Annotated in this window: 26 protein-coding genes; 7 read left to right on the plus strand and 19 right to left on the minus strand. The window is 42.0% G+C overall.

Going from position 1 to position 22,969, the window contains the following annotated elements:
• Nucleotides 1-70: 70 nt before the first annotated feature.
• Both BST86_RS11520 and BST86_RS11525 read right to left on the minus strand, forming a co-directional pair.
• Nucleotides 71-832, minus strand: a complete 762-nt coding sequence (locus tag BST86_RS11520) for an exodeoxyribonuclease III (protein ID WP_105983370.1) — start codon at nucleotides 830-832, stop codon at nucleotides 71-73.
• Nucleotides 833-1,043: 211 nt separating this feature from the next.
• Complete coding sequence (locus BST86_RS11525; RefSeq protein ID WP_105983371.1) at nucleotides 1,044-2,138, minus strand: isoaspartyl peptidase/L-asparaginase family protein; 1,095 nt, start codon at nucleotides 2,136-2,138, stop codon at nucleotides 1,044-1,046.
• A 102-nt stretch (nucleotides 2,139-2,240) separates the two neighbouring features.
• Between BST86_RS11525 and BST86_RS11530 the strand changes: the two genes are divergently transcribed.
• Nucleotides 2,241-2,774, plus strand: a complete 534-nt coding sequence (locus BST86_RS11530; protein ID WP_105983372.1) for a 3-hydroxyanthranilate 3,4-dioxygenase — start codon at nucleotides 2,241-2,243, stop codon at nucleotides 2,772-2,774.
• 61 nt (nucleotides 2,775-2,835) lie between these two features.
• Here BST86_RS11530 and BST86_RS11535 read toward each other — a convergent pair whose 3' ends face one another.
• The 6 genes from BST86_RS11535 to BST86_RS11555 all read right to left on the minus strand — a co-directional run bounded on the left by BST86_RS11535 (nucleotide 2,836) and on the right by BST86_RS11555 (nucleotide 6,403).
• On the minus strand, nucleotides 2,836-3,420 hold the full coding sequence (locus tag BST86_RS11535) for a fasciclin domain-containing protein (RefSeq protein WP_105983373.1): 585 nt from the start codon (nucleotides 3,418-3,420) through the stop codon (nucleotides 2,836-2,838).
• Between the two features lie 283 nt (nucleotides 3,421-3,703).
• Nucleotides 3,704-4,102, minus strand: a complete 399-nt coding sequence (locus BST86_RS11540; RefSeq protein ID WP_105983374.1) for a hypothetical protein — start codon at nucleotides 4,100-4,102, stop codon at nucleotides 3,704-3,706.
• Between the two features lies 1 nt (nucleotide 4,103).
• Nucleotides 4,104-4,265: a hypothetical protein gene (locus tag BST86_RS14915; protein ID WP_172443348.1), complete on the minus strand. Its 162-nt coding sequence runs from the start codon at nucleotides 4,263-4,265 to the stop codon at nucleotides 4,104-4,106.
• Complete coding sequence (locus BST86_RS11545; protein ID WP_105983375.1) at nucleotides 4,262-4,651, minus strand: GTPase; 390 nt, start codon at nucleotides 4,649-4,651, stop codon at nucleotides 4,262-4,264. Before BST86_RS11545 ends, BST86_RS14915 begins: the two co-directional genes overlap by 4 nt.
• Nucleotides 4,651-5,670: a phenylalanine--tRNA ligase subunit alpha gene (gene pheS, locus BST86_RS11550; protein ID WP_105983376.1), complete on the minus strand. Its 1,020-nt coding sequence runs from the start codon at nucleotides 5,668-5,670 to the stop codon at nucleotides 4,651-4,653. Before pheS ends, BST86_RS11545 begins: the two co-directional genes overlap by 1 nt.
• Nucleotides 5,671-5,710: 40 nt before the next feature.
• Nucleotides 5,711-6,403: a hypothetical protein gene (locus BST86_RS11555; protein WP_105983377.1), complete on the minus strand. Its 693-nt coding sequence runs from the start codon at nucleotides 6,401-6,403 to the stop codon at nucleotides 5,711-5,713.
• A 181-nt stretch (nucleotides 6,404-6,584) separates the two neighbouring features.
• On the opposite strand from BST86_RS11555, the gene BST86_RS11560 reads away from it, so the two are divergent.
• The gene (locus BST86_RS11560; RefSeq protein WP_105983378.1) at nucleotides 6,585-7,580 is read left to right on the plus strand and encodes an HU domain-containing protein; all 996 of its coding nucleotides are present in this window, start codon (nucleotides 6,585-6,587) and stop codon (nucleotides 7,578-7,580) included.
• 293 nt (nucleotides 7,581-7,873) lie between these two features.
• A complete protein-coding gene (locus BST86_RS11565; protein ID WP_055411381.1) occupies nucleotides 7,874-8,383 on the plus strand; it encodes an acyl-CoA thioesterase in 510 nt (169 codons plus the stop codon).
• 251 nt (nucleotides 8,384-8,634) lie between these two features.
• Here the strand turns inward: BST86_RS11565 and BST86_RS11570 are convergent, their stop codons facing one another.
• The 9 genes from BST86_RS11570 to BST86_RS11610 all read right to left on the minus strand — a co-directional run bounded on the left by BST86_RS11570 (nucleotide 8,635) and on the right by BST86_RS11610 (nucleotide 18,122).
• Nucleotides 8,635-9,834 carry a murein hydrolase activator EnvC family protein gene (locus tag BST86_RS11570; RefSeq protein ID WP_105983379.1) on the minus strand — a complete coding sequence of 400 codons (1,200 nt, stop codon included), beginning with the start codon at nucleotides 9,832-9,834 and terminating at the stop codon, nucleotides 8,635-8,637.
• Entirely contained in the window at nucleotides 9,834-10,586 is a 753-nt protein-coding gene (locus BST86_RS11575; protein WP_197709228.1) for a lipoprotein insertase outer membrane protein LolB1, read from the minus strand. Before BST86_RS11575 ends, BST86_RS11570 begins: the two co-directional genes overlap by 1 nt.
• 6 nt (nucleotides 10,587-10,592) lie before the next feature.
• A complete protein-coding gene (locus BST86_RS11580) occupies nucleotides 10,593-11,951 on the minus strand; it encodes a tetratricopeptide repeat protein (protein ID WP_105983381.1) in 1,359 nt (452 codons plus the stop codon).
• A gap of 21 nt (nucleotides 11,952-11,972) precedes the next feature.
• A complete protein-coding gene (locus BST86_RS11585; RefSeq protein WP_105983382.1) occupies nucleotides 11,973-12,989 on the minus strand; it encodes a sugar phosphate nucleotidyltransferase in 1,017 nt (338 codons plus the stop codon).
• 106 nt (nucleotides 12,990-13,095) lie between these two features.
• Complete coding sequence (locus BST86_RS11590; RefSeq protein ID WP_105983383.1) at nucleotides 13,096-14,493, minus strand: TlpA family protein disulfide reductase; 1,398 nt, start codon at nucleotides 14,491-14,493, stop codon at nucleotides 13,096-13,098.
• Between the two features lie 142 nt (nucleotides 14,494-14,635).
• The gene (dut, locus tag BST86_RS11595; protein WP_105983384.1) at nucleotides 14,636-15,070 is read right to left on the minus strand and encodes a dUTP diphosphatase; all 435 of its coding nucleotides are present in this window, start codon (nucleotides 15,068-15,070) and stop codon (nucleotides 14,636-14,638) included.
• Nucleotides 15,067-16,521: a lipopolysaccharide biosynthesis protein gene (locus tag BST86_RS11600; protein WP_105983385.1), complete on the minus strand. Its 1,455-nt coding sequence runs from the start codon at nucleotides 16,519-16,521 to the stop codon at nucleotides 15,067-15,069. The genes dut and BST86_RS11600 overlap by 4 nt, the downstream gene beginning before the upstream one ends.
• A gap of 86 nt (nucleotides 16,522-16,607) precedes the next feature.
• Nucleotides 16,608-17,090 carry a hypothetical protein gene (locus BST86_RS11605; protein WP_105983386.1) on the minus strand — a complete coding sequence of 161 codons (483 nt, stop codon included), beginning with the start codon at nucleotides 17,088-17,090 and terminating at the stop codon, nucleotides 16,608-16,610.
• Nucleotides 17,091-17,147: 57 nt separating this feature from the next.
• Nucleotides 17,148-18,122, minus strand: a complete 975-nt coding sequence (locus tag BST86_RS11610) for a YitT family protein (protein WP_105983387.1) — start codon at nucleotides 18,120-18,122, stop codon at nucleotides 17,148-17,150.
• Nucleotides 18,123-18,223: 101 nt separating this feature from the next.
• Between BST86_RS11610 and rsmI the strand changes: the two genes are divergently transcribed.
• Both rsmI and BST86_RS11620 read left to right on the plus strand, forming a co-directional pair.
• Nucleotides 18,224-18,889 (plus strand): 16S rRNA (cytidine(1402)-2'-O)-methyltransferase, encoded by a 666-nt coding sequence (gene rsmI, locus BST86_RS11615; RefSeq protein WP_105983388.1) that lies wholly within the window; start codon nucleotides 18,224-18,226, stop codon nucleotides 18,887-18,889.
• A gap of 22 nt (nucleotides 18,890-18,911) precedes the next feature.
• Nucleotides 18,912-19,193, plus strand: coding sequence for a hypothetical protein (locus tag BST86_RS11620; RefSeq protein ID WP_146126762.1), 282 nt, complete (start codon nucleotides 18,912-18,914; stop codon nucleotides 19,191-19,193).
• A gap of 22 nt (nucleotides 19,194-19,215) precedes the next feature.
• On the opposite strand, the gene BST86_RS11625 is transcribed toward BST86_RS11620, so the two are convergent.
• Both BST86_RS11625 and trhO read right to left on the minus strand, forming a co-directional pair.
• Nucleotides 19,216-20,028: a PhzF family phenazine biosynthesis protein gene (locus tag BST86_RS11625; protein WP_197709229.1), complete on the minus strand. Its 813-nt coding sequence runs from the start codon at nucleotides 20,026-20,028 to the stop codon at nucleotides 19,216-19,218.
• Entirely contained in the window at nucleotides 20,021-21,064 is a 1,044-nt protein-coding gene (gene trhO / locus BST86_RS11630; protein ID WP_105983390.1) for an oxygen-dependent tRNA uridine(34) hydroxylase TrhO, read from the minus strand. The genes BST86_RS11625 and trhO overlap by 8 nt, the downstream gene beginning before the upstream one ends.
• Before the next feature lie 355 nt (nucleotides 21,065-21,419).
• Between trhO and recA the strand changes: the two genes are divergently transcribed.
• Together recA and BST86_RS11640 are read left to right on the plus strand one after the other, a co-directional pair.
• A complete protein-coding gene (gene recA / locus BST86_RS11635; RefSeq protein WP_105983391.1) occupies nucleotides 21,420-22,433 on the plus strand; it encodes a recombinase RecA in 1,014 nt (337 codons plus the stop codon).
• Between the two features lie 114 nt (nucleotides 22,434-22,547).
• The gene (locus BST86_RS11640; RefSeq protein WP_105983392.1) at nucleotides 22,548-22,967 is read left to right on the plus strand and encodes a hypothetical protein; all 420 of its coding nucleotides are present in this window, start codon (nucleotides 22,548-22,550) and stop codon (nucleotides 22,965-22,967) included.
• The last annotated feature ends 2 nt before the right edge of the window (nucleotides 22,968-22,969 follow it).

Here is a 22,969-nt window from a genome sequence, read left to right on the forward strand (position 1 = left end):
AGGTATTAATTGGCGTGCTTTTCTTATATCAAATATCAGCAATGAAATGGTAATGGATAGAGTAAAGATTCTACTCAATTTCAATCAAGACTGGGCAGTGATCACTATGAACCGCACTGCTTAATATCACAGAGCGTTTTACATTGGGAACCAACTGAGGCGTGACCATATGGTAATCTAATCTCCAGCCTTTGTTCCTTGCTCTGGAGCCGCCACGATAACTCCACCAAGTATATTGGTCAGGTTCATCACTAAAAAGCCTGAAGGTATCCACAAAGCCACTTTCAACGAATCGATCAAACCACTCACGTTCTTCTGGTAAGAATCCAGAGGTGTTTTTCAAACGCACAGGATCGTGAATATCGATGGCCTTATGACAGATATTGTAATCACCACAGACAAGTAGTTCTGGAATTTCCTTGCGCAATTCCGTGATATATTCTAGAAACTCTTCCATGTATTGAAACTTGAAATCAAGCCTCGCATCGCTGGTACCGCTGGGCAAATACATGCTCATGACGGACAAATTGTCAAAATCGGCTCGCAGGTTGCGGCCTTCCTGATCCATGGTTTCAATCCCAGTACCGTATTCAACGTGATTAGGTTTGATTTTAGAAATTATCGCAGTACCTGAATATCCTTTTTTCTGTGCGCTGTAATAATATTGATATTCATAACCTGCTTCTTTGAACGCCTCAGTGTCGATTTGATTTTCCATAGCCTTGATTTCCTGTAAGCATAGCACATCAGGATCTGCAGCGGTAAGCCATTCTATAAAATCCTTTTTCATGGCGGCACGTATGCCGTTAACGTTATAGGATATGATTTTCATAATTTAATTTGGTAATTTATTAATGTGATGATGTGAGAATTGGTCTTCGGGCAAAACATATCTCGGCTCTCGCTCGATACTGGTTACAAAGATTGGAAAAGCATGGCATCACGAGCGTTAGCCAATAGTTAGCTTTTTAATCAAGACGAACGTACAATTGGATTTAGATTCAAGTTCAAGTCAAGTTTAAGTTTAAGTTTAAACTTAAAATCTAATCCTTGTACATCCCAACAACCAACTCGCCTTTGTCATTCATCATGGCGCGATACATGCCTGGTGTGTTGAAATCCATGGAAATGTTCCCGTAGTGATCTAGAGCCACAACGCCGCCGGTACCGCCCAATTTGACCAGCTTGTCTTGAATGACTTTATCAGTTGCTTCTTTTAAGGTCAAACCGCTGTATTCCATCAATGCGCTGATGTCATAGGCAACTTGAGCTCTAATGAAATACTCGCCGTGACCAGTGCTACTCACTCCACAAGTTGCGTTATTGGCATATGTTCCACTACCTATGATAGGTGCATCACCTATGCGGCCGTATTTTTTGTTGGTCATGCCGCCAGTGCTGGTTCCTGCTGCGATGTTTCCGTTTTTGTCTAGTGCGACGCAGCCTACGGTACCGTACTTTGAATCGTTGAAATAGGGGTCTTTCAATTCCAGCTGGCGCATGGCGGTTTTGTTCTCTTCGATAGTTTGGTTTTCGGTTTCCTTTTCTCTTTCGAGGACGCTCTGCAAACTTTTGAAACGGTTTTCTGTATAGAAATAACTGTTGGATACGATCTCGATGTTTGGATCTTGTAACGCTTTCGCGAAAGCGTCTGCACCATCACCGCTCAACAAAACGTGCTCTGAGTCTGTCATCACCTTACGCGCTAGCGAAATAGGATTTTTTACCGTCGTCACTCCTGCCACAGCACCAGCATTGAGTGTTTGTCCATCCATAAAACTGGCGTCGAGTGAGTTGATACCATCATGAGTAAAAACAGCGCCTTTACCGCTGTTGAACAGTGGCGAGTCCTCCATCACGCGTATGGTCGCCTCTACCGCATCCATGCTACTGCCGCCATTCTTGAGGATCTCGTGGCCGGTCTGGATCGCTTCAGTCAGTTTTGCGTTGTATTCCTGCTCCAACTCTGGAGTCATATTTTCTTTTAAAATGGTACCTGCACCACCATGAATGACAATGGCAAATTCGTTGACTTGCTCTGACGCAGGCGTGGTTTCAGCAGCTTCTGGTGTGTCTGCCTTTTTCTCCTGACAGGAAACGATAAGAATCAAGGCGGCTAGAAATAAAAGTTTTTTCATGTTGGTAAAATTTTTCTACAATTTACAATAAATAGCCTCAATGGTAACGCTTAAATGGAGCGATCTCTATCGTTTTTGCTACCTTTAAAATAAAAATTTGTTATGCCTATAAAAGCTCCTTTCAACCTGAATAAGTGGGTTGAAGAAAATCGCGATAGCCTTAAGCCACCCGTAGGAAATAAGAACCTCTACAAAGATGCCGGTGATTATATTGTGATGGTCGTCGCTGGACCCAACGCTAGAAAGGATTACCACTACAATGAAACGGAAGAGCTCTTCTACCAACTGGAAGGCACTATTGAAGTGCATGTCCAGGACAATGGTGAAAAACGCACCATGAAATTAGGTCCAGGCGATATGTACCTACATCCTGGAAAAGTGCCGCATTCTCCAGTGCGTCATGAAAATTCCATCGGATTAGTAATTGAACGCAAACGGATCAGTGAAGATGCTGTGGATGGCCTTCTTTGGTATTGCGATAATTGCAACCACAAGCTGCACGAGACATACTTTAAACTTGATGATATAGAAAAGGATTTCTTGCCCAGATTCAAAGAGTTTTTTGAAAGTGAAGAGCTTCGTACCTGCGACATTTGCGGTACCGTAATGGAAACCGATAAGCGATTTGTGGGATAAAAAAATCCCGAAACTCGATTAGAGTTTCGGGATCAACATTAGTATTAGGGATTCCTAATGTTTACTTCTTGGGTAGTAATACGGTATCAATAACGTGTATGACACCATTGGATTGATTTACATCTGCAATCGTTACTGTTGCTGTGTTTCCATTCTCATCGTCGATTTTAACGTTGCTACCACTTAGGTAAAAAGTTAATGAACCACCTTGAACGGTTGGTACAGTAGCCCTTCCATTGTTCTTTTTAATTAAAGCAATTACATCTGCTGCGTTTACTTTACCCGCAATTACATGATAAGTAAGGATTCCAGTTAGTGTTTCTTTATTTTCTGGCTTCACTAGTGTAGCTACTGTTCCTTCTGGAAGAGCATCAAATGCTGCATTAGTTGGGGCAAATACTGTGAACGGGCCTTCACCAGATAGTGTTTCTACTAATCCTGCTGCCTTTACAGCTGCTACTAATGTTGTGTGATCTTTAGAGTTCACAGCATTCTCGACAATGTTTTTACTTGGATACATTTCTGCACCACCTACCATTACGGTCTTTTCCTTACCGTACGTTTTTGATTCTTGTGCAAATGCATTTGATCCAACGACCATGGCGAGTGCAAGAGCTGCGATACTTGTGATTTTTTGAAAATTCATTGGGTATTGTATTAGGTTATTATTAATTAGGTTACATATACTCGCTTAGTATCTGTGTGGTTTTAAACCTAACTCTGGTTAACAGATTATTAACCTGATATGGCTTTAATTAGGAAACATTAGCTTTTCTCATACAAATCCTACAAAACACACAGATTTGTACGTTTTTACCTCAAAATATTACGGATAACTTAAGTTGGGAAGGGTTATCCTAATGAGATAAAGAACTGAGTACCCGAAGTAATTTTAAAGAGAAGTAATCAAGAATTGTTGCGGTATTGGATCAATCCAATAACACACCTTGCGCATCCATGACCGGTAGGTCCTTAAGATTCGCCTCACTTATAGAATGAGGTGGCGCCATAAAGGTTTTATCATACAATGTAGATCCCAAAAAATAAGTAAGCACAAACTCGTTCATAAATGGGAACACATTCTCCATGATCAGTTCTACCTTAATGGAGCTTTTTGCGGGAACTACTTTAAAAGCATGCCTAAACGTTGAAGTCTTGCGACCATCACGGTGCTTACCGCGGCTCATGATCATAACAGATTCCAGGGGTCCCTTTAAATTATTTATAAGGTAAATGATCCAGTCATGTGAAGAGAAATCTGCATTCCATTCCTTGACAACGGCTATATGCACATCCTTTACTACTGGTATGACAATATCTTTCTTCAATCTAATTTTTCACTTTTATGTAGATCCACAGACCAATCGCCGCAATGATACCTATTCCCGTAAGAGCCACGCCAAAAGCGAACTCCAGCAGCTCACCAATAATGGAAACGATTCCCGCAAGAATCAGACCTACAAATATTATAAATGCCCAGACGTATTTCATAATGCCTTTAATTTAGATTCTATAGCACTTATCAAGTCGGTAGTGGTTTCTATCTCGTGCATTTCCTGCGCACTCATGAAAACTTCCAGGCCTTGGCTACTGGCCATCAAAATTAGCGGATATTCATATTTAGGCAGCCATTTAGAATTATAATTCTTGTTAAACTCATCCCTATGCAAAAACTCTAATTCCTGCACGTGGTTTTGGATGAGTTCGCTTTCGCGAAAGCGTGCCCATTCCACAATCTCCTTTAAAACACCATAGGTCAACTCGCACAACTTGCACTGGTAAGTCGATGGACTCACCACTTTATGGGCGCTATCCAGCCATGCGTTGATGGTGCCAGAATTGGCATTGTAAACAAAAATGAGTTTGTCAATGCGCATTACAGCGCGCTAGAAAATTGCTTTAAGAAACGCACATCGTTCTCAAAAAACATACGAATGTCACCTATTTGATACAGCAACATTGCGATGCGTTCAATTCCCATTCCAAAGGCGAAACCGCTGTACTCTTCTGGATCGATACCACAATTGGTCAATACGGCTGGATCTACCATACCGCAACCCATGATTTCCAACCAGCCGGTACCTTTTGTGATGCGATAATCGGTTTCGGTTTCAAGACCCCAATAGATATCAACCTCTGCACTAGGTTCTGTAAAAGGAAAATAGGAAGGTCGCAACCGTATCTTACTCTTCCCGAACATCTCTTGCGTGAAATAGAGCAAGGTCTGTTTCAAGTCGGCAAAACTCACGTCCTTATCAATGTACAAACCTTCAACCTGGTGAAAAATACAATGTGCTCTGGCGCTTATCGCCTCATTCCTAAACACACGACCTGGAGAAATGGTCCTGATGGGCGGTTTGTTGTTTTCCATATAACGCACCTGGACACTTGAAGTGTGCGTACGCAGCAATACATCTGGATCTGTCTGGATAAAGAACGTGTCTTGCATATCACGAGCTGGATGGTGCTCTGGTAAGTTCAATGCGGTAAAGTTGTGCCAGTCGTCCTCAATTTCTGGACCTTCGCTCACGTTAAAGCCTATACGAGAAAAGACCTCTATAATCTGATTTTTAACCAGCGAGATAGGGTGGCGTGCGCCTATTTCCATAGGGTAACCGGGTCTGGTTAAATCTCCTAAAATGCCGCCTTCTTCTTCCTTATTCTCCAGCTGTTCCTTGAGCTGCTGTACTTTGTCAGTTGCCTTTTGCTTGAGCTCGTTTATGGCCTGACCGTATTCTTTCTTTTGGTCGTTGGGAACTTCCTTGAAAGCCGCAAAAAGCTCTTTGAGCAATCCTTTGGTTCCCAAATATTGAATACGGAACTGCTCTACGGCATCAGCATTATCAGCAGTGAATGAATCAACCTTGGCAATATGTTCCTTTACGTTCTCCAGCATGTCGTTTCCTTAAATTGAACCTGCAAATTTACGATATTCTCTACTTTTCCAGTTCCTGTTCGTGCTCGATGTCCTCATAGATATAAAGCATGGTCCAGAAGACAGCAATGCCGCCTAGCAAGTGCCATAACCAGTGTGTTCCCATCCATAAAAATTCAATGTCAAATTTCTTGTCCAGTGTCCTAAAGGATACAGCAACAAAAAAGGACAAAAAGGCATATCCCAAGAGTCTTGCACGATGCCAATGGGTACGATAGGCATAAATAACAATGGGCAACAAGATCGCCAGCGCACTACCTATATAACCTATGGAGTTGCGATAGCCTACAGGAAAGGAAATCCATCTGGGCAAAATATTGAGTGCCACGATAGCCGCAAGCAATACCAACCTGGCAGGCCAGCGACGTGTCGCTTTAAACGTAAAATAGAACGCACATACCACACAAAGAATCACGACAGGTACCCAATCCATAAGCAACCAGATTTCTGCACTGCGCGTCGCATGATAAATGGTACCACCTATGTAACCTATAAAGAAAATAGGCAGAATGAACTTGATCAAATAATGATGCTTTGCCGATTTCCAGACCTTAACAAAAAAGTATATGATGACAGCCAGGAAGATGAGATTGCTCAACGTATTGAAAGGCTCTACCGGGAAACGTTCCATAAGCGTTTCCCTGTAAATAGGACCGCTATCGTTGACCTCTTGTAGAATAAATGCAAGGTTCATCTCGTTGACTTTGGATGGTAAAATTAAGGCAGATTCTTACAATCTTGAAGATTATTATGAGTTCGCTTTCGCGAAAGCGAACCTTTTCAAAATCAAGGGTTCACCCTTCAAACGTATCAATTCTTAATAACTATTGTAGAAGCAGGCTTGATCGTTTTGCCAAAATTTCTATGTTTGTTCTATGCAAATAGCAGCTTACATATCTGATTTGTTGTACCGCCATGAATGTGTCGTGGTGCCCAATTTTGGTGCGTTTATATCACGACGAGTTCCCGCACAACATTTTGCGAGCACGCACACGCTGTATCCGCCTAAAAAGGGATTGTCCTTTAATGAGCAGATCCAACAAAATGACGGGTTGCTAGTCAATTATATCTCTACGGTAGAAAAGCTGCCGTATGAGGATGCCATGCAGGAAATACGCAATTATGTGCGATTTCTGGATCATGAAATTGATGAAAAAGGTGAGGTCACGATTCATAAGGTAGGTCGCTTTACTAGAAATGCAGAAAAGGCACTGTCATTCACTCCTATGTATCTGGTCAACTATTTACCAGAGGCATTTGGGTTGAGTATGCAGGAAGTTTATGCCATCGATCGCACAGCGATAGAAACGGCAGCTGTCGCTCCACAACCTGCAACGGCAATTACAACCGAGGAATCTGTAGCAACTAAAACCGCCGAACCTATTGATACTCCAGTAATCCAATTGGAAACTCCTGCGAGCAAATCTGCTGCTTGGGTACGTGCTGCTGCCGCTGTTGCCATTTTGGTCGCTGGTAGTTATTTAGGTGTTAACAGCTACCAAACACAACAATTCAACGATGCCGTGGCCGTAGAAGAAATGGCTAATGAGCAATTGAAATCCAAAATACAGGAAGCCAGCTTCTTTATTCCAACGCCGTTGCCCAGCGTCACTATGGAAGTCGCTCCTGTCGTGAAGAACCACCATGTGGTGGCAGGTGCTTTTAGAGACCCAGCCAACGCAGATAAAAAAGTGGCTCAACTTAAGGCTCAAGGATTTGATGCCCAGCGTATTGGGGTTAATCAATATGGCTTGCACAATGTTGCTTACGCCAGCTTTGCAGATCGCAACGACGCCATCAATGAGCTGTACCGTGTACGCAAGCTAGGCAATGATGGAGCCTGGTTGTTGAGTGGGACGCTCAAAAAATAATTACCCTTTATTTTTTATCACGTAATGAAGTCCATATGTATGGCCTTGGACTTTACATGCCTGCTATGAAATATGTATTCAACGCTCATGAATCAATACGTTTAAGATTTTCATTGTTCAAGGGATTAGATTATTAGCATTGATAGTTGATTTATCAGATACCAACAACGAGCAGTTCCATGAATACAGATAAACTCGGTGCGGTATAGGAAGGAAGCGTTAAATAAAACCTAGATCCTACTAGCGATCACGGTAAATCTACTTTGCAACGTACCTTTGCAGAAAAATCGACCATGGACAAATTAACGCCTAGACAATCCTTTACGACCGTCACTGATCTTGTATTGCCCAGCGAGACCAACCCGCTGAACAATCTCTTTGGTGGTGAATTACTGGCTCGTATGGACCGTGCGGCAAGTATTGCAGCCAGACGCCACTGTCGCCGTATTGTGGTAACCGCATCTGTCAATCACGTAGCGTTTAACCGCAGTGTACCTTTAGGAAGTGTGGTGACGATTGAGGCGCAAGTTTCCAGAGCTTTCAAATCGTCCATGGAAGTGTATATGGACGTATGGATCGAGGATCGCGAGAGCGGTGATCGCGCCAAAGCCAACGAAGCCATCTATTCCTTTGTGGCCGTTGACGATACCGGTAGACCAGTGACCATTCCGCCGATTCATCCAGAAACAGAAGTTGAAAAAGAGCGCTATGACGCTGCTTTGAGACGCAAGCAGTTAAGCCTAGTTCTAGCCGGTAAAATGAAAGCCAAAGATGCTACAGAATTAGCAGCTTTGTTTGAATAATTTTTTTGATTTCCACAGCTTATATTTTCAGATAGATTCTACAAGCTCTATCAGGGATTGAGGAAAATATATTCTAGCCATCTAAACTTCAGATGCTCATCTTTTCCAATGCGTTAGGGATTGTAATGGAAATCCTTTTTAAAAGATCACACGTCATGTGAGGTTTTAAAAAGATTGAAATGGAAAGCCCGACCAACATCTTGAGCGATAGCGAAAGATGGCGGGAACGCCCTAATCAACATGCTAAAACTTTATTTACTCAACAACCAGCGTGCTGGGTCTTGAGTTTTGGTCTCTTCCAAAATGGCAAAATGCAGTTCTGTAATGCCATCGCGGTCTGTGAAGATCTCGCCCAGCTCCGTCAATGTGTTGATCTTTTGGCCTTTGCGAACACTCACATTTTTGAGATTTCCATAACTGGTGGTAAAGTTACCATGGCGCACGTGTACCATGAGAATACCGTTGTTAGCCTTTACAATCTGAACGACCTCACCATCAAAAACGGCTCTGGCTCTAGCGCCATTAGGTGTCTGGAACCTGTAACCGCTGCTCTGTATAGGTAGGTTTTTCAATACGGGATGCGGCTGCACGCCATAGCGTCTGGTGATCACACCTTCTGCCACTGGCCACGGTAATTTACCGCGGTTGTTTTGAAAGCTTCTTGCTAGTTCCTTAGCTTCTGGAGTCAGGAAGAATTTGCCTTTAGTCGCTCCTACTTTTCCTTTGTTGGAAGCCGCGATATCTGCCTCTATAATCTTGCGTATCTCGCGGTCGATTTTATCACGCTCTCGAGCTTTGGTGCGAATCTCTGCAGCGTATTGCTTCTCGTTTTTCTTCACTTCTTCCAGCAGGACCACTTGTTCTGATTTGTCCTTCTTAAGTTCGTTACGCAGCTTTTCATTGGCTGCTAGGATTTCTTTCTTTTGAGCCTTTTCCTTTTCCAACTCGGCATTCTTCTCTGCAAGCATGTTGCTTTTTACGGTGATTTCGTCTGCCTGTTTTTTACGGTAATCTGCATAGGCATTGAGGTACTGTACGCGTTTATAGGCCTGGAGAAAATTCTCTGAAGACAGCAGAAACATCAAACGGCTTTGATCGTTTTTTGCCTTGTAGGACTTGACGATCATAGCGGCATAATCCTTTTTCAACTCCTTGATCTCCGCGTTCAGCTTCTTGATCTCTTCGGCATTAGTATTGATGCTGCGAGTGATCAGGTTTGCCTGCTTGTTGGTAATGTTGATGATTTCCTGAGTTTTGGAAATTTTTGCATCTATGGTTTGAACCTGAGAAAGGACAGATCGCTCTTCCTTTTTGGCACCTGTCAACAACTTATCAAACTGATTAATCTGTGCCTGGATAGCGGCACGTTGTTGTTCTAATCTAGCTTTTTCTGACTGAGCGCTGACGGCTAAACAACTTAAGAAAAGACCTATGTATAAAAATGACTTCATTACAGCTCCATTTGTGTGTAACCCGATGGTATTTCAAACGGGAAACTTAATTCCTGATCAAATTCCACATTCTTAAGATCCAATTCTACCTGTACCAATTTCCCTTGAGCATTTGCGTTGATCGTAATATCTTCTGGCAGGATGCGGTTCTCTACCGTTTGATAGGTCAGGTATTTCACGTCCAGCGTGGTGTTTTCTGAAGGCTTTCTAATGGATTGTTGTGCCATTTTGAAATCGGCAGGTCGTAGGGAGAACAGTCTTGCGATCACGCCTTCTTTTCTAAACTGATACTGATTGTCCACCACAGCATAATCCAGACCGTTCAAAGGCTCTAAGGCTTGACCTAATAGAAGGTTTTCCAACTGGGCATAATTGAGTTCTTCTCCCAAAAATCTAGAAATCAATTTAAAATCGCCGTCGAAAGATCGTTTTTGAAGCTTTTCATAGAACTGGACGCGATCTGGTGTGATATAAACTTTTGCTACAGTAAAGCCCAGAACACGAGCACTCATCCAGATCTGTTTACCTTTTTCCACACGCAAATCCACCGTGACTGATTGCGATCTATTTTCATCCTGATAGTTCACACCCAACCTAGATTGCATGGTTTTGAAATCAATGGCTGCTGCGTTATGTGATTTGATAATCTTAGTTGCTGCTGCGGTGGTCACAGCGTTTTCTGTGGCTTTTTGAGAGCCACCACAAGAGATGAGTATCATCGCCAGCGCCAGTCCATATATTCTTTTCATCATCTTGTTTTAGTTTGAGATCGCGTTCATTTTTGCAGTAGCATCTGCTGCTTTTTTGTTGTCGCCCAGTTTTTCATAGGCAATGGCGAGTTGACCGTACAAATCGCGTTCCAATTGTGGCTCGTCCAGTAAGTAGGATAATCCAGCGTCCAGTTGTGCAACCGCCTTTTTAGGGTTGCCGGTCTGGTTGAGCGCCGCACCGTTGATGAGATACAATAAAGGTTGTGCTGGGTAACTTTCTAGAGCGTTGCTGGATAGCTGTTCCGCTTTCGCGAAAGCGCCCGTATCTAGATACAATAATGCCGTGTTCTTAATCAATTCAAAATCCTGGTCGTTAAGTTCCATACCCAATTCATAAAATTTTAGTGCTGCGGCAAGTTGCTTCTCTTGCCTAAAATAACTTGCCAAAACCTTATAGGCTTCCAGATCTTCCACTTGGATTGAGAAATCATCGATGACACTTTCCAGTAATGGTTGCAAGGATACATTAGTAGTCGATGTCTGGATAAAATCCTTAAGAACCTCAGTTTTTGAGACGGTTTCTAATTGACTGGAAGCAAACACCTTACTCATACTTTCCAGTCCTTTTTCTACATCGCCGGTGTCCAGATAAATCTTGTAAAGCGCCAGTTGTGCCTTGTCGCTTCCAGGAATTTCTTCTTCCAATTTTTCAGCAAATTCCAGTGTTTTTTCCAGATTACCCTGACGACTGTAACCATAGATCAACTGGATGTAGAGCTGCTCATTTTTTGGGTCGGCAGCGAGTTGTTGTTCCAGCTCTTCTAGGTTGTCAGCAATGACTTCTTGTTGCTCGCTGTTGCGCTCCAGACGGTTTTTAAGTGCAGTGCGCTGTGTATTTCTTCCCAGCTTGCGATCTAGCGTTTTGATGGTTTCCAACGCCTTAGCCGTATCGTTGACCCGCAAATAGGCAACCGGTAACAACTCCTCATAATCTTCATTGATACGCGACAGTCTTTCCAGAACGCTTACCGCTTTGTCAAATTCCTGCTGCTGGTTGTAATTTTCCAACAAGGTGTCCAGCAGCCATTCCCTATCGCCAGAGATTTTAAGAGCATTGAGCAGATGGGTTTCCGCTTTCGCGAAAGCGTTACTCGCCATGTAATTCTTTGCTAGTTCAAACTGTACCGCACCATTGTCGGGCTGCAGGCGCTCGCAAATGAGCAGTTTCTCGATCGCACGGTCGTGGTTCTCGCGAGCCTTCTCTGACAATGCATCAAAAAAGTTCTCTTTGAAGCCGTCAGAAACCTCGCCCAAATCATCTTCATTGACCTCAACAGCGGCCACTTCTTCCTGCGCCCAAAGGCCAGAAAAACTGAGGAACATCGCCAGGATCAAAAGGTGTTTCATAAAGGTCTGAGGCTTCAACAATTATTCCATTACAGAATAATCACCAATGCTGATGTATTTAAAGTTGCCGTTGTACTTGACGTGATTACCTATCATCGCCTCGTCCAAGGTGGCATTTTTAATCACGGAATTGTTCTGTATCAAACTATTGCTGATCTTACAATTTGTGATCGTGGTCCCAGCGCCTATGCTCACGTGCGGTCCAACGGTAGAGTTTTTAATGACTACATCGTCTGCAATCACGCAAGGCTCAATGATGTTTGAGTTTTCTAGTGTTGCTTTTGTAGCCAACTCATCGCTGCCATCCTTAACCATGAATTTCATGATGCGTGTGTTGGTGTCTATGGCCACTTCTTTATTCCCACAATCCATCCATTCATCAACGGTTCCTGTCTTGAAGATATTGCCGCTGGCCATCAATCTCTTGATACCGTCGTTGATTTGATACTCACCACCGTTGATGATCTCGTTATCGATCACGTATTGCAATTCCTTTTTTAGGTCTGCAATTTCTTTAAAGTAGTAAATCCCAATCACGGCCTGATTGCTCACAAATTCTTTAGGCTTTTCTACCAGCTCTATGATTTCTTCCTTATCGTTGAGTTTAACCACGCCGTAGGCTTCAGGCTGGTCGACTTCTTTAGTCCAGATCACGGCATCTGCAGCTGGGTCTAGTTCAAAATCGGCTCGAATCAAGGTGTCTGCATAAGCTACCACGGCAGGCCCAGAAAGTGATGGCTCTGCACACATGATGGCGTGTCCAGTCCCTAATGGCTCCAGCTGGCGATAGATGCTGGCTTTGGCACCAAGGCTTTGAGCCAACTCTTCCAGACTTTTTACGACCTCATCACCAAAAAATGCTGGGTCTCCCAATATAAAGGCGATCTCTTCTACCGGTTCGCTTAAAATACGCGCAATGTCACGCACCAATCGGTGTACGATAGGTTTGTTAGCGATAGGAATTAAAGGCTTAGGAACCGTAAGAGAATGAGGTCTTAATCTGGAGCCGCGACCGGCCATGGGTACGATGATTTTCATAGGCAAATACTATTCCTGCGCAGGCAGGAATCTGTTGGTTTGATTACTAAGCCGCTAAGGTAAAAACTTTAGTTCTTAATGATTGAATAAATAAACGGATGTAGCATCACCAACTCGTATGGTTATTCACATCTCTTAACTTGTTTATGAAGTTGGGCTCATGAGGCTGATAAAAAGCAGCATCGATAATGTTCAAATCCTTGTCCATCAACAAATACCTTGGGACAGAGTTCATCTCAATAAAATCAATGAATTTTTGACTATTCTCACCTTTGACTTTCATAAGGTAATTCAATTTAAGGTCTAGTTCTGGTGATTGTTCTTGCCATAAAGCCGTATCTTTTTCATAGTCTGTACTAATGCTTATGACAGTTACATTTTTAGGAAAATTCATTTTTTTCATGAGTTTCATTCCATTTAAACAAGGTGCGCACCAGGTCGCCCATAAATCAATGAGGTAGTATGGAGATGGATTTTCTTTAATGATTTGGCTCATGGTTACCTTATCCAAATTCAAATCAACCAGTTCTATGTTACTCAGTAATTTTTTAAACTCTGTGTTATCCAATTGTTCAATCTGACTATCAATTTGTTCTTTATTGTCTTGATAGAACTTGGTTCTTTTGAGCCAATTTCTTGCTTCTGGATAGAGGTTGTTGCCTTTATTGTCTTTGTATCTTAAATACCTCAAAACTCCATAAGCTAAGTTTCTTTCATAAATAATATCGTTTCCATTAGATGCCTCGCTACTGCCAGAAGGATTCATCAATTCAAAACCGATGGAATTCATATTATTATCGATGTATTTGAATACTAAGAAAGGTCCAGCAGATCTGGCGATCATCAAGTCATTAGAGCGCATTAATGAATCTAGCGGAACTAATGCTGGATCTATTCCATGTAATTTATCAAAGTACTCGAACTCATTCAACGTTCTGTTTAAACCCGCCGACTCTTTACTATACATAGAATCGTAATAGTTTTTAAGGCTGTCTAGCGGTTTTATGAATTTAGTATCATCACCTTTCCATTTGTAAATTTGAGCTCGTAGGTCTTCGTACGCATTTTCCATTCCTGTAATATCCATCGTTGATCTTTGATCAACTAATTCAATTTTTCGGTCTAAGACTTTTAAGTGAACGAGGTCTGTGATGCTATCAATTATAAAGTCCTGATTGATGAAGCTTGCTTTCTTCTGGATAGAATCCCACATACCATAGCCATAATCTATCTTTTGAACTTTATGATATCTTGGAATCGTTGTTGTAAAAACAGAGTCCTTATCAGATTCATTTTCCCATTCTAATAAAAAATGGTCAAAGTATTGGTCTTCTAGATTTAAAAGCAGGCTTTCTTCTGGCGCTAACTCAACTTTAAACGTGATACTGTCGCTCATTACCCATTCGGGCTCTGATTGCTTTTCTTCTTCAGGAGTTTCGGAATGATCATTTTTACAGGATGAAAAGAATACAATGGTTAGTAGAAGTAGAACAACAAATCTCATAATTAATGGGTTTGATCTAAAGTTATGTAATTATAAGATCAAATAAAGATGATTGTTTCGCTTTCGTGAAAGCGATATAGAAAAACGGCGGAGTTACTACCTCACAATATTAAAAACAGATTCCTGCACATGCATAAATTTATTACTTAACTCCAGTACTCCCAAAACCGCCTGCACCACGAGCAGTATCGCTAAGCACTTCTACTTCTTCCCATGTGGGTTGTTCGTGTTTTGCGATAACCAGTTGTGCGATGCGCTCGCCGTTTTCTATGGTGAAATCTTCGTTAGATAAATTCACTAAAATCACGCCTATCTCACCGCGATAATCGGCATCAATGGTGCCTGGTGCATTGAGTACGGTGATTCCCTTTTTGGCAGCCAGGCCGCTGCGCGGACGCACTTGAGCTTCAGTTCCTACAGGTAATTCTATGAACAAACCTGTTTTTACAATGGCGCGTTCCAGTGGTTTTAATGTGATAGCTTCCTTGATTGAAGCGCGAATATCCATTCCTGCACTACCAACGGTTTCATACGCAGGTAAGTCGTGAGCAGATTTGTTGATGATTTTAACGGTCATGATCGTTTGAGTAATGATTTAATAAAGGTCCTTTCACGGCCCAAAATGAAAAAGGAAACAAGTGCAGCCAGTGCGATACCACTAGCGTACATAGGCCATGTGTTGGGTCCAAAGTAATCTCTAATTCCGTAAAAGAAGAAAGTTGTTGCGCCAATAGAAATTGCGAGATACAAGAGCATGTTCCCAACTTCATAAGGTATGTGATAGTGTTTTCTTCCCAATAAGTACGACACCACCATCATCAACCCATAAGCGGCACAAGTCGTAAGTGCACTCGCCATGTAACCTATGATGGGTATGAGCCAGATGTTGAATCCTATGGTAACGGCAGCTCCCAAAACTGAAATCCAAGCGCCATAACTAGTACGATCGGTTACTTTATACCAAACCGAAAGCGTTTGATAAATCCCAAAAAACAGATAAGCGACCAGAACAATGGGCACAATATCGAGCGCTTCCCAGTATTTTTCATCAATTATTGCAATTTTGATCACATCTATGAAAACGCTATAAAAAACCAAGGCGACAGAGCCTAATACCACGAACATTTTGGTAACCATGGCATAGGTTGCGGTGGCGTTTTCGCTTTTGGACTCGCTAAAAAAGAAAGGCTCAATACCTAATTTAAACGCTGTTGCAAAAAGTGTCATCCCTAATGCAACTCTGTAACAAGCACCATATAATCCTACTTGTGCTGTTGCATTTTCTGTGAGCAATCGTTCCAATAAAATCTTGTCAAAGGTCTCGTTGATGGCAAAGGCAACTCCAGCAATCAAAATAGGGTAGCCATACGTAAGCATTCTCTTCCATAGAGCGAAATCAAATTCCCATTTACGAAAATAGACTCCACAAACTACCAGTAGAGTTACAAAACTCGCACTCATCATCGCGATAAAATATAATTCGACCTTATCTGCTGGCAGCCATTGATTAAGTGCTGGAACATCTTTTAAATAGACTAAGAAAAGAACGGTCATGGAAAAAGATATGACCACATTGATCATTTTTATGACTGCATATTTCACTGCTTTACCGCGTGCTCTTAAGTAAGCAAAAGGGATTACCATGAGCGTGTCAAAAGCAAGAATGCCTGTTACCCATTTCCAATAATTAGCCGATTTGCCTGACCATGAAGCAACTTGATCCAACAGAAGAAAAGCAAGTGCAACAAAAACAATGGTAGTTGCCAATAATGATAAAAGTGATGTGCTTAATAGCTTGTTGTCGTTTCCGCTTTCGCGAAAGCGAAAAAATGATGTCTCCATACCATAAGTCAACACCACATTAGCTAAAATGATCCAAGAAAAGATAATGGTGACGTTACCGAAATCTGCTCTTGTGTCCAAATAAGTAGTGAGAACCCAAGTCAATAAAAAAGTCAACAGTCTAGGCAAAACGGTCGCCAGACCATACACAAAGGTGTGTTTAAAAAGACGGTTGATGGAACTCAAAGACAGTTGGTTTTGAGGTTCAAAGGTACAATTAAGGCTGCATTTCTAAGTTAAGAATTGCAGCCTTGTCTCTGTAGGTTTCTAGTTTATTGAGGTCTGGACGGTAAGTCCATAGAAGGTCGCGTCTGTATTCCCGTAATTAAGGTATAGGTGGTTTTACCATCACGCGAGAACTTCACTACCGCTTCACTGTCCTCAAGCTCAAAGGGGAATTTTTGATTTGCGGGTGGCTTATTGCCATATTCCTCTTCGTACTCTAGGTTCATGTTCATGTCTGGCTTGTTGTTAAAGTCGGTTTTGAACCTAGCGATAATGTAGCCGTTGGGATCCTTGATGTCAAAGGTTTGAGTGATCATGCCTTTAAAATAAACGGCTTCCATTTGCTGCATTACGGTAGTGTCTAATGGTAAAAATAGGTTTATTCCACTACCAGATCCTGGTATGCCGCCAGTCCAGGATTGCGCATACGGTTGATAGCCTTCTTCAAAACTGCTGAGTGTGTTGTCAATTTTTTGGGAATTGCAAGAACCCATGATAACGATTACCAATAGCAGAGAAATGTATTTCATAATCCTTTATTTTAAAATGATGTGCATTTATTATGCCTTATTGCTCATAGCTGCTTGCTAATGAGAAAGTGGGCGCTTTTTAATCATACCGCCTTTAATGTCCTTAATGGTGTTCATGACAATAAAAACATTAGGCTCTATCTTTTCAATTTCAGTATTGAGTTTATTGAGTTCCAGGCGTGTGATGACCGTATATATGATGTCCTTTTCTTCAGCGATGCCGTCTTTTAAGTAGCCGCCTTGGCCCTTATAAATAGTAACGCCACGGCCCAATTTTTCAATGATCATTTCTTTGACGCGGCTGCTTTGTGAAGCAATGATCGTAACACCTATATATTCTTCGATTCCTTCAATAACAAAGTCCAATGTTTTTGAAGCGACAATGTAAGTGATCATAGAGTACAGCGCAATCTCGATAGAAAGTAAGTAAGCCGCTACTGAAAAAATAAAGACGTTAATAACGATAATGATATCGCCTATACTTAGACCTATCTTCCTACTCAAGTAAATGGCAAGAATCTCTGTTCCATCAATGACAGCGCCGCCTCTTATGGATAGCCCTATCCCAGCACCCAAGAAAAATCCGCCAAAAACCGCCACCAGCAAATCATCGTCAGTCACATTAGGAAACGGCACCAGTGCCACGCATAGTGCCAGCCCAATGATCGCCATCATGGTCATCACGGCAAATTGTTTACCCATGATCTTATATCCCAAAGCAATGAATGGAAGGTTGACTAAAATGAGGAAAACATATAACGGTATATCTGATAATGCAGCTAGTAAAAGAGATATTCCAGTAGCACCACCATCGATAAAATCGTTAGTCAATAAGAAACCCTTAAAACCGAACGAGGCAGAAAAGATTCCTGTTACGATTAGTATGAAGTTCTTAATATTACGCTTTACGGCTGTTACCAGCTGCTTATATTTTTTGGCCAGACGGTATTCTGACGGCCTCTGTTCTGGCAGATTGCCCTTTCTAAATTTTTTAGTGGTATTAATCAAGATATTAGCGAGAAATGGATTCAAGGAAAGGGAATTAAGAATTAAAGGTTTTTGAAGCTATTCCAAAGTGTAATACGACAATCCTAAGGTAACCCATTTTCCTATCTTTGCCCTAAACCGCACCCATGAAACTCTATCTGGTCCCAACGCCCATAGGCAACCTTGCAGACATGACCTATCGTGCCGTAGAAATCCTGAATAGCGTGGATTTAATCCTTGCCGAGGATACCAGAACCAGCGGTAAACTGCTTAACCATTATGGGATCAAAACAAGCATGTTGTCGTACCACATGCACAATGAGCACAAGATCTCAGACAACATCGTTTCCAGAATTCAAGGCGGTGAAACCATGGCACTCATCACAGATGCCGGTTCGCCTGGTATCAGTGATCCTGGGTTTTTGCTTACGCGAAAGTTGCTTGCCGCAAACATAGCGGTAGAATCCTTGCCTGGTGCTACAGCCTTTGTCCCAGCGCTTACCAGTAGTGGGCTGCCATCTGATAAATTTGTATTTGAGGGTTTTTTACCCGTCAAAAAAGGCCGCCAAACCAGACTCAAAGAACTCGCCGAAGAAAGCAGAACCATCATTTTTTACGAGTCGCCCCACAAATTGCTCAAAACCCTGGAAGATTTTAAAATGCATTACGGCGCTGATCGCCAAATCTCCATTTCTCGAGAAATCACCAAGATGTTTGAAGAGCATTACCGCGGCACCGTGGCAGATGCCATCCAGCATTTTACAGAAAACAAGCCTAGAGGTGAGTTTGTTGTGGTGTTAGGTGGAAAATAAGCACCCGATAAAAAGCTTCATTATGAAATCAAATCGAAATGAGAGAGTTTTAAAAATTGTAGGGTTTTACTTCTTTGGCTTAGTATGTCTGGTCTCTTTCTATTGGTTAGATAATTCAGATTTTATTGCAGAGGAAGTCAAACAATCAAAAGGTGGTGGCTACAATGGTTTTCGGGCATTTCTAGTTTCAGGATTAATTAAATATGGATTTCTCGTAGCAGGAATATGCTCAATAGTCATTATGAGTTTAATCCTTATCCAGAAAAGAATCTCAGAAAATCATTTGAAAAATAAGTTTGATTGACGCAAATACAAGGTGGCTCTTGCTAAATAGTCATCTCGCCTGAGAGGATGATTCTCGCATCACCTGTAATCAAAATCTGTTCTTCGCTCAACACTTCAAGCTCTAAAACGCCAGTCCTAGCAGAGCATTGAAAAGCGCGCAACTTGGTTTTGCTTAATTTTTTTGCCCAATACCCGGTTAAAAAAGTGTGCGTAGCTCCAGTCACGGGATCTTCATTGCCGCCGCTCCATGGCCAGAAATATCTTGATTCAAAATCAAAATCTGGTTGATTTGATTTTGCGGTGACTACAACACCATTGATGTCACTGATGGAGGCTTTCATAGCGTCAAAATCTGGTTGCAGATTTCTAAGTTCATCAGCGTCTTCTAATTCAATCATGAGTTCAAGATTTTCATAATTGTAAGCCGAATTCAAAATACTGTCAATTCCCATAGCATACAGTAATGCTTGTGGCGCATCTCGATCGACAATGCCATAGTTTGGGAATTTCAAGGAAACTTTTTCACCGTTACGGTAAGCTTGTAATTCTAGACCTTCCGCAGTTTTGAAATGGATCTCGTTTACATCTTGATTTTGATCAAACAACACTTTGGCGCTCGCCAGGGTCGCGTGACCGCACAATGGTATTTCCATGATGGGCGAGAAATACCTTATAGAAAAATAATCGCCTTGATCCTGCACAAAAGCAGTTTCTGATAAATTGACTTCAATCGCGATGGATTGCATAAAGTCATTGGACAGTGGCTTGTCCAGCAAGCAAACACCAGCAGGATTCCCTTTAAACGGCTCGCTGGTAAACGAGTCCACCATATAATAAGGAATGCTTCTACTCAACCTTATGCTTTTTGAACTCTAGTTTCTCTGATCTTCCTTTTTTAAAAATGTTGTTGCTGTTATACTTGCCGGCACGCAATGCTTTTTGCTCTTCATAAGGTAGCTGGATGATCTCATGACATTCTGTGCTGCAGGTATTCTCATATTTAGATTTACAATCCTCGCACTGGATAAACAATAAATGACATGCTTCATTCGCACAGTTGGTATGCGTATCGCAAGGATTACCGCACTGGTGACAGTTGGATATCACCTCATCGCTGATTTTCTCTGACAACCTGTGGTCAAACACAAAATTCTTCCCACGGAATTTGTTCTCTAAGCCTTGCTCAGTTACCTGTCGATGATACTCGATGATACCACCTTCCAGCTGGTACACATCTTCAAAACCACGATGCTTGTAGTAGGCACTGGCTTTTTCACAGCGTATGCCGCCCGTACAATACATCACCAGTTTTTTGTCCTTTTTATGCTCCTTGATTTCTTCTTCGATAATCGGCAAACTATCCCTAAAGGTATCTACATCTGGAGTCCAGGCATTCTGGAAATGGCCTATCTCGCTCTCATAATGATTGCGCATATCGACCAGAATGGTATCTGGATCTGAGATAAGCTCGTTAAACCTAGCCGCGTCCACATGCACACCTTTATTAGTCACATCAAAAGTCTCATCTTCCAATCCATCGGCGACAATTTTGTGGCGCACCTTGACTTTTAGTTTTAGGAAACTCTCATTATCGTGTTCCCTAGCGATGTTGAGTCGGACATTTTCCAAGAAATAGATCCCATCCAGAAAATCCTTGAACTCGTCAAAACGGTCTGCTGGAATGGAAAGCTGGGCATTGATCCCTTCATGGGCGACATAAATGCGACCCAGCACTTCTTGCGCGTCAAACGCAACAAAAAGATGGTTTCTAAATAAATGTGGATTCCCTATGCGGGCATACTGATAGAAAGAAATCGTGAGCCGTTCCTTACCGGCCTCACGTATCAATTCGCGTCTTTCTTCAGCACTTAATTTGTTATACAGTTGCATGCTATAAACATTTGAGTGTTGAAGTTGCAAAGGTAGTTAGATTATAGATAATAGATCGCTGCGCTGTTAGAAGATAGAATATAGAATTGCTTATGCGTTAGGGATTGAAGTGAAAATCCTTTTGAAGCTTTTTACGCTTCAAAAGATTGCAACGAAAAGCCCGACCGAAAACAGGAGCGATAGCGACGGTTAGAGGGAACGCCCAAATGATTGTGATAAAAGTTTTCTCGCTTTCGCGCCTTGCCTGCCGGCAGGCAGGAAAGCGTAATTCCGAACCATCCTATCGTTAATAACCATTGCATCACGCTATTGGAAACGGCGCTTTCAAAGCCTATTTTTACAGAAAATATTTACAATGGCAGACGATAAAGAAAAAGCAGCAAAGGAGAAAGCGCTCAAATTGACGCTGGACAAGCTGGATAAGGCATACGGGAAAGGTACGGTAATGAAAATGGGCGACCGCCAGGTGGTTGATGTAGAGGCGATCTCTACAGGTTCACTGGCGTTGAATGCAGCTCTAGGTGTAGGCGGCTATCCACGTGGCCGTGTGATTGAAATCTATGGACCAGAATCTTCTGGTAAAACAACATTGACGCTACACGCTATTGCCGAGGCGCAAAAGGCTGGTGGTATCGCTGCGTTTATTGACGCAGAACACGCTTTTGACCGATTCTATGCAGAAAAGCTGGGCGTTGATCTGGAAAACCTGATCATTTCACAGCCAGATCATGGGGAACAAGCTCTTGAAATTACTGAGAACCTAATACGCTCTGGAGCGATCGATATTATCGTGATTGACTCGGTTGCTGCATTGACTCCTAAAAGTGAGATTGAAGGTGAGATGGGTGATTCTAAAATGGGACTGCATGCTCGTTTGATGTCTCAGGCCTTGAGAAAATTGACGGGTACCATTTCTAAGACGAACTGTACCGTGATTTTCATCAACCAGTTGCGTGAGAAGATAGGTGTGATGTTCGGTAATCCAGAGACGACTACTGGTGGTAACGCGTTGAAGTTTTATGCATCGGTACGACTGGACATAAGAAGATCCACCCAAATTAAAAACACTGATGGTAGCGTTCAAGGGAACAAGACTCGTGTCAAGGTGGTGAAGAATAAGGTGGCGCCGCCATTCCGTACGGCAGAGTTTGATATCTTGTACGGTGAAGGAATTTCCAAAATAGGTGAGGTCATCGATCTAGGTGTTGATTATGAAATTATCAACAAGGCCGGTAGCTGGTTTTCTTATGGAGATACTAAACTAGGTCAAGGTCGCGACAGCGTTAAAAACATCCTGATGGATAATCCAGACTTGATGGACGAACTGGAAGTGAAAATCATGGAATCCATCAAGCTCGCAAGCAGCTAGATTTCAATTGATTGGAATAATAAAAAATCGCTTTGATGAATTCAAAGCGATTTTTTTATGTTTTGGACGCAACCTTTTCAAGGATATCGCATCTAGAAAGTAAAGAAGAAGATTATGAAATTTAAATTTATCGCGTTGCTGGCATTTATTGCCCTTGGAATAAGTTCCTGCGAATTGAGTGACGATAATCAACCTCAAATACAATTGGTAGCTCTAGGTATTACAGATGTTGAAATACCAGACCCTTTTTTATTTGGCCAAGATAATGATATCGTAATACGTTATAACAACCCGTCGTCTTGTCATAGGTTTGAAGGATTTCAAATTCAAAATAATTTGAATATTTATGAGGTTACTGTGTTTGCTAACGTTTTAGTAGATGGTGCATCTTGTGAGGACAATAATTTATCAACAGAGCAAGTTTTGTCTTTTCCTGGAAATACCAACGGTACACTTGTATTCAAGTTCTTCACAGGATTAGACGCTGCTGGAAATCAAGAGTTTTTAGAAATTGAAGTGGATGTTGTAGAATAGGA

It is taken from the genome of Nonlabens agnitus (genome assembly GCF_002994045.1).
GTDB classification, from domain to species: domain Bacteria; phylum Bacteroidota; class Bacteroidia; order Flavobacteriales; family Flavobacteriaceae; genus Nonlabens; species Nonlabens agnitus.

Bases quoted from the DNA above. Each gene is read 5' to 3' on its own strand.
- dut (WP_105983384.1), bottom strand. From the start codon at position 15,070: ATGACCGTTAAAATCATCAACAAATCTGCTCACGACTTACCTGCGTAT.
- BST86_RS11535 (WP_105983373.1), bottom strand. From the start codon at position 3,420: ATGAATTTTCAAAAAATCACAAGTATCGCAGCTCTTGCACTCGCCATG.
- BST86_RS11560 (WP_105983378.1), top strand. From the start codon at position 6,585: ATGCAAATAGCAGCTTACATATCTGATTTGTTGTACCGCCATGAATGT.
- BST86_RS11585 (WP_105983382.1), bottom strand. From the start codon at position 12,989: ATGAAAATCATCGTACCCATGGCCGGTCGCGGCTCCAGATTAAGACCT.
- BST86_RS11640 (WP_105983392.1), top strand. From the start codon at position 22,548: ATGAAATTTAAATTTATCGCGTTGCTGGCATTTATTGCCCTTGGAATA.
- BST86_RS11545 (WP_105983375.1), bottom strand. From the start codon at position 4,651: ATGCGCATTGACAAACTCATTTTTGTTTACAATGCCAATTCTGGCACC.
- BST86_RS11580 (WP_105983381.1), bottom strand. From the start codon at position 11,951: ATGAAACACCTTTTGATCCTGGCGATGTTCCTCAGTTTTTCTGGCCTT.
- BST86_RS11525 (WP_105983371.1), bottom strand. From the start codon at position 2,138: ATGAAAAAACTTTTATTTCTAGCCGCCTTGATTCTTATCGTTTCCTGT.
- BST86_RS11565 (WP_055411381.1), top strand. From the start codon at position 7,874: ATGGACAAATTAACGCCTAGACAATCCTTTACGACCGTCACTGATCTT.
- BST86_RS11555 (WP_105983377.1), bottom strand. From the start codon at position 6,403: ATGAACCTTGCATTTATTCTACAAGAGGTCAACGATAGCGGTCCTATT.
- BST86_RS11520 (WP_105983370.1), bottom strand. From the start codon at position 832: ATGAAAATCATATCCTATAACGTTAACGGCATACGTGCCGCCATGAAA.
- BST86_RS11530 (WP_105983372.1), top strand. From the start codon at position 2,241: ATGCCTATAAAAGCTCCTTTCAACCTGAATAAGTGGGTTGAAGAAAAT.
- pheS (WP_105983376.1), bottom strand. From the start codon at position 5,670: ATGCTGGAGAACGTAAAGGAACATATTGCCAAGGTTGATTCATTCACT.
- BST86_RS11590 (WP_105983383.1), bottom strand. From the start codon at position 14,493: ATGAGATTTGTTGTTCTACTTCTACTAACCATTGTATTCTTTTCATCC.
- rsmI (WP_105983388.1), top strand. From the start codon at position 18,224: ATGAAACTCTATCTGGTCCCAACGCCCATAGGCAACCTTGCAGACATG.
- recA (WP_105983391.1), top strand. From the start codon at position 21,420: ATGGCAGACGATAAAGAAAAAGCAGCAAAGGAGAAAGCGCTCAAATTG.
- BST86_RS11570 (WP_105983379.1), bottom strand. From the start codon at position 9,834: ATGAAGTCATTTTTATACATAGGTCTTTTCTTAAGTTGTTTAGCCGTC.
- BST86_RS11620 (WP_146126762.1), top strand. From the start codon at position 18,912: ATGAAATCAAATCGAAATGAGAGAGTTTTAAAAATTGTAGGGTTTTAC.
- BST86_RS11575 (WP_197709228.1), bottom strand. From the start codon at position 10,586: ATGATGAAAAGAATATATGGACTGGCGCTGGCGATGATACTCATCTCT.
- BST86_RS14915 (WP_172443348.1), bottom strand. From the start codon at position 4,265: ATGAAATACGTCTGGGCATTTATAATATTTGTAGGTCTGATTCTTGCG.
- trhO (WP_105983390.1), bottom strand. From the start codon at position 21,064: ATGCAACTGTATAACAAATTAAGTGCTGAAGAAAGACGCGAATTGATA.
- BST86_RS11605 (WP_105983386.1), bottom strand. From the start codon at position 17,090: ATGAAATACATTTCTCTGCTATTGGTAATCGTTATCATGGGTTCTTGC.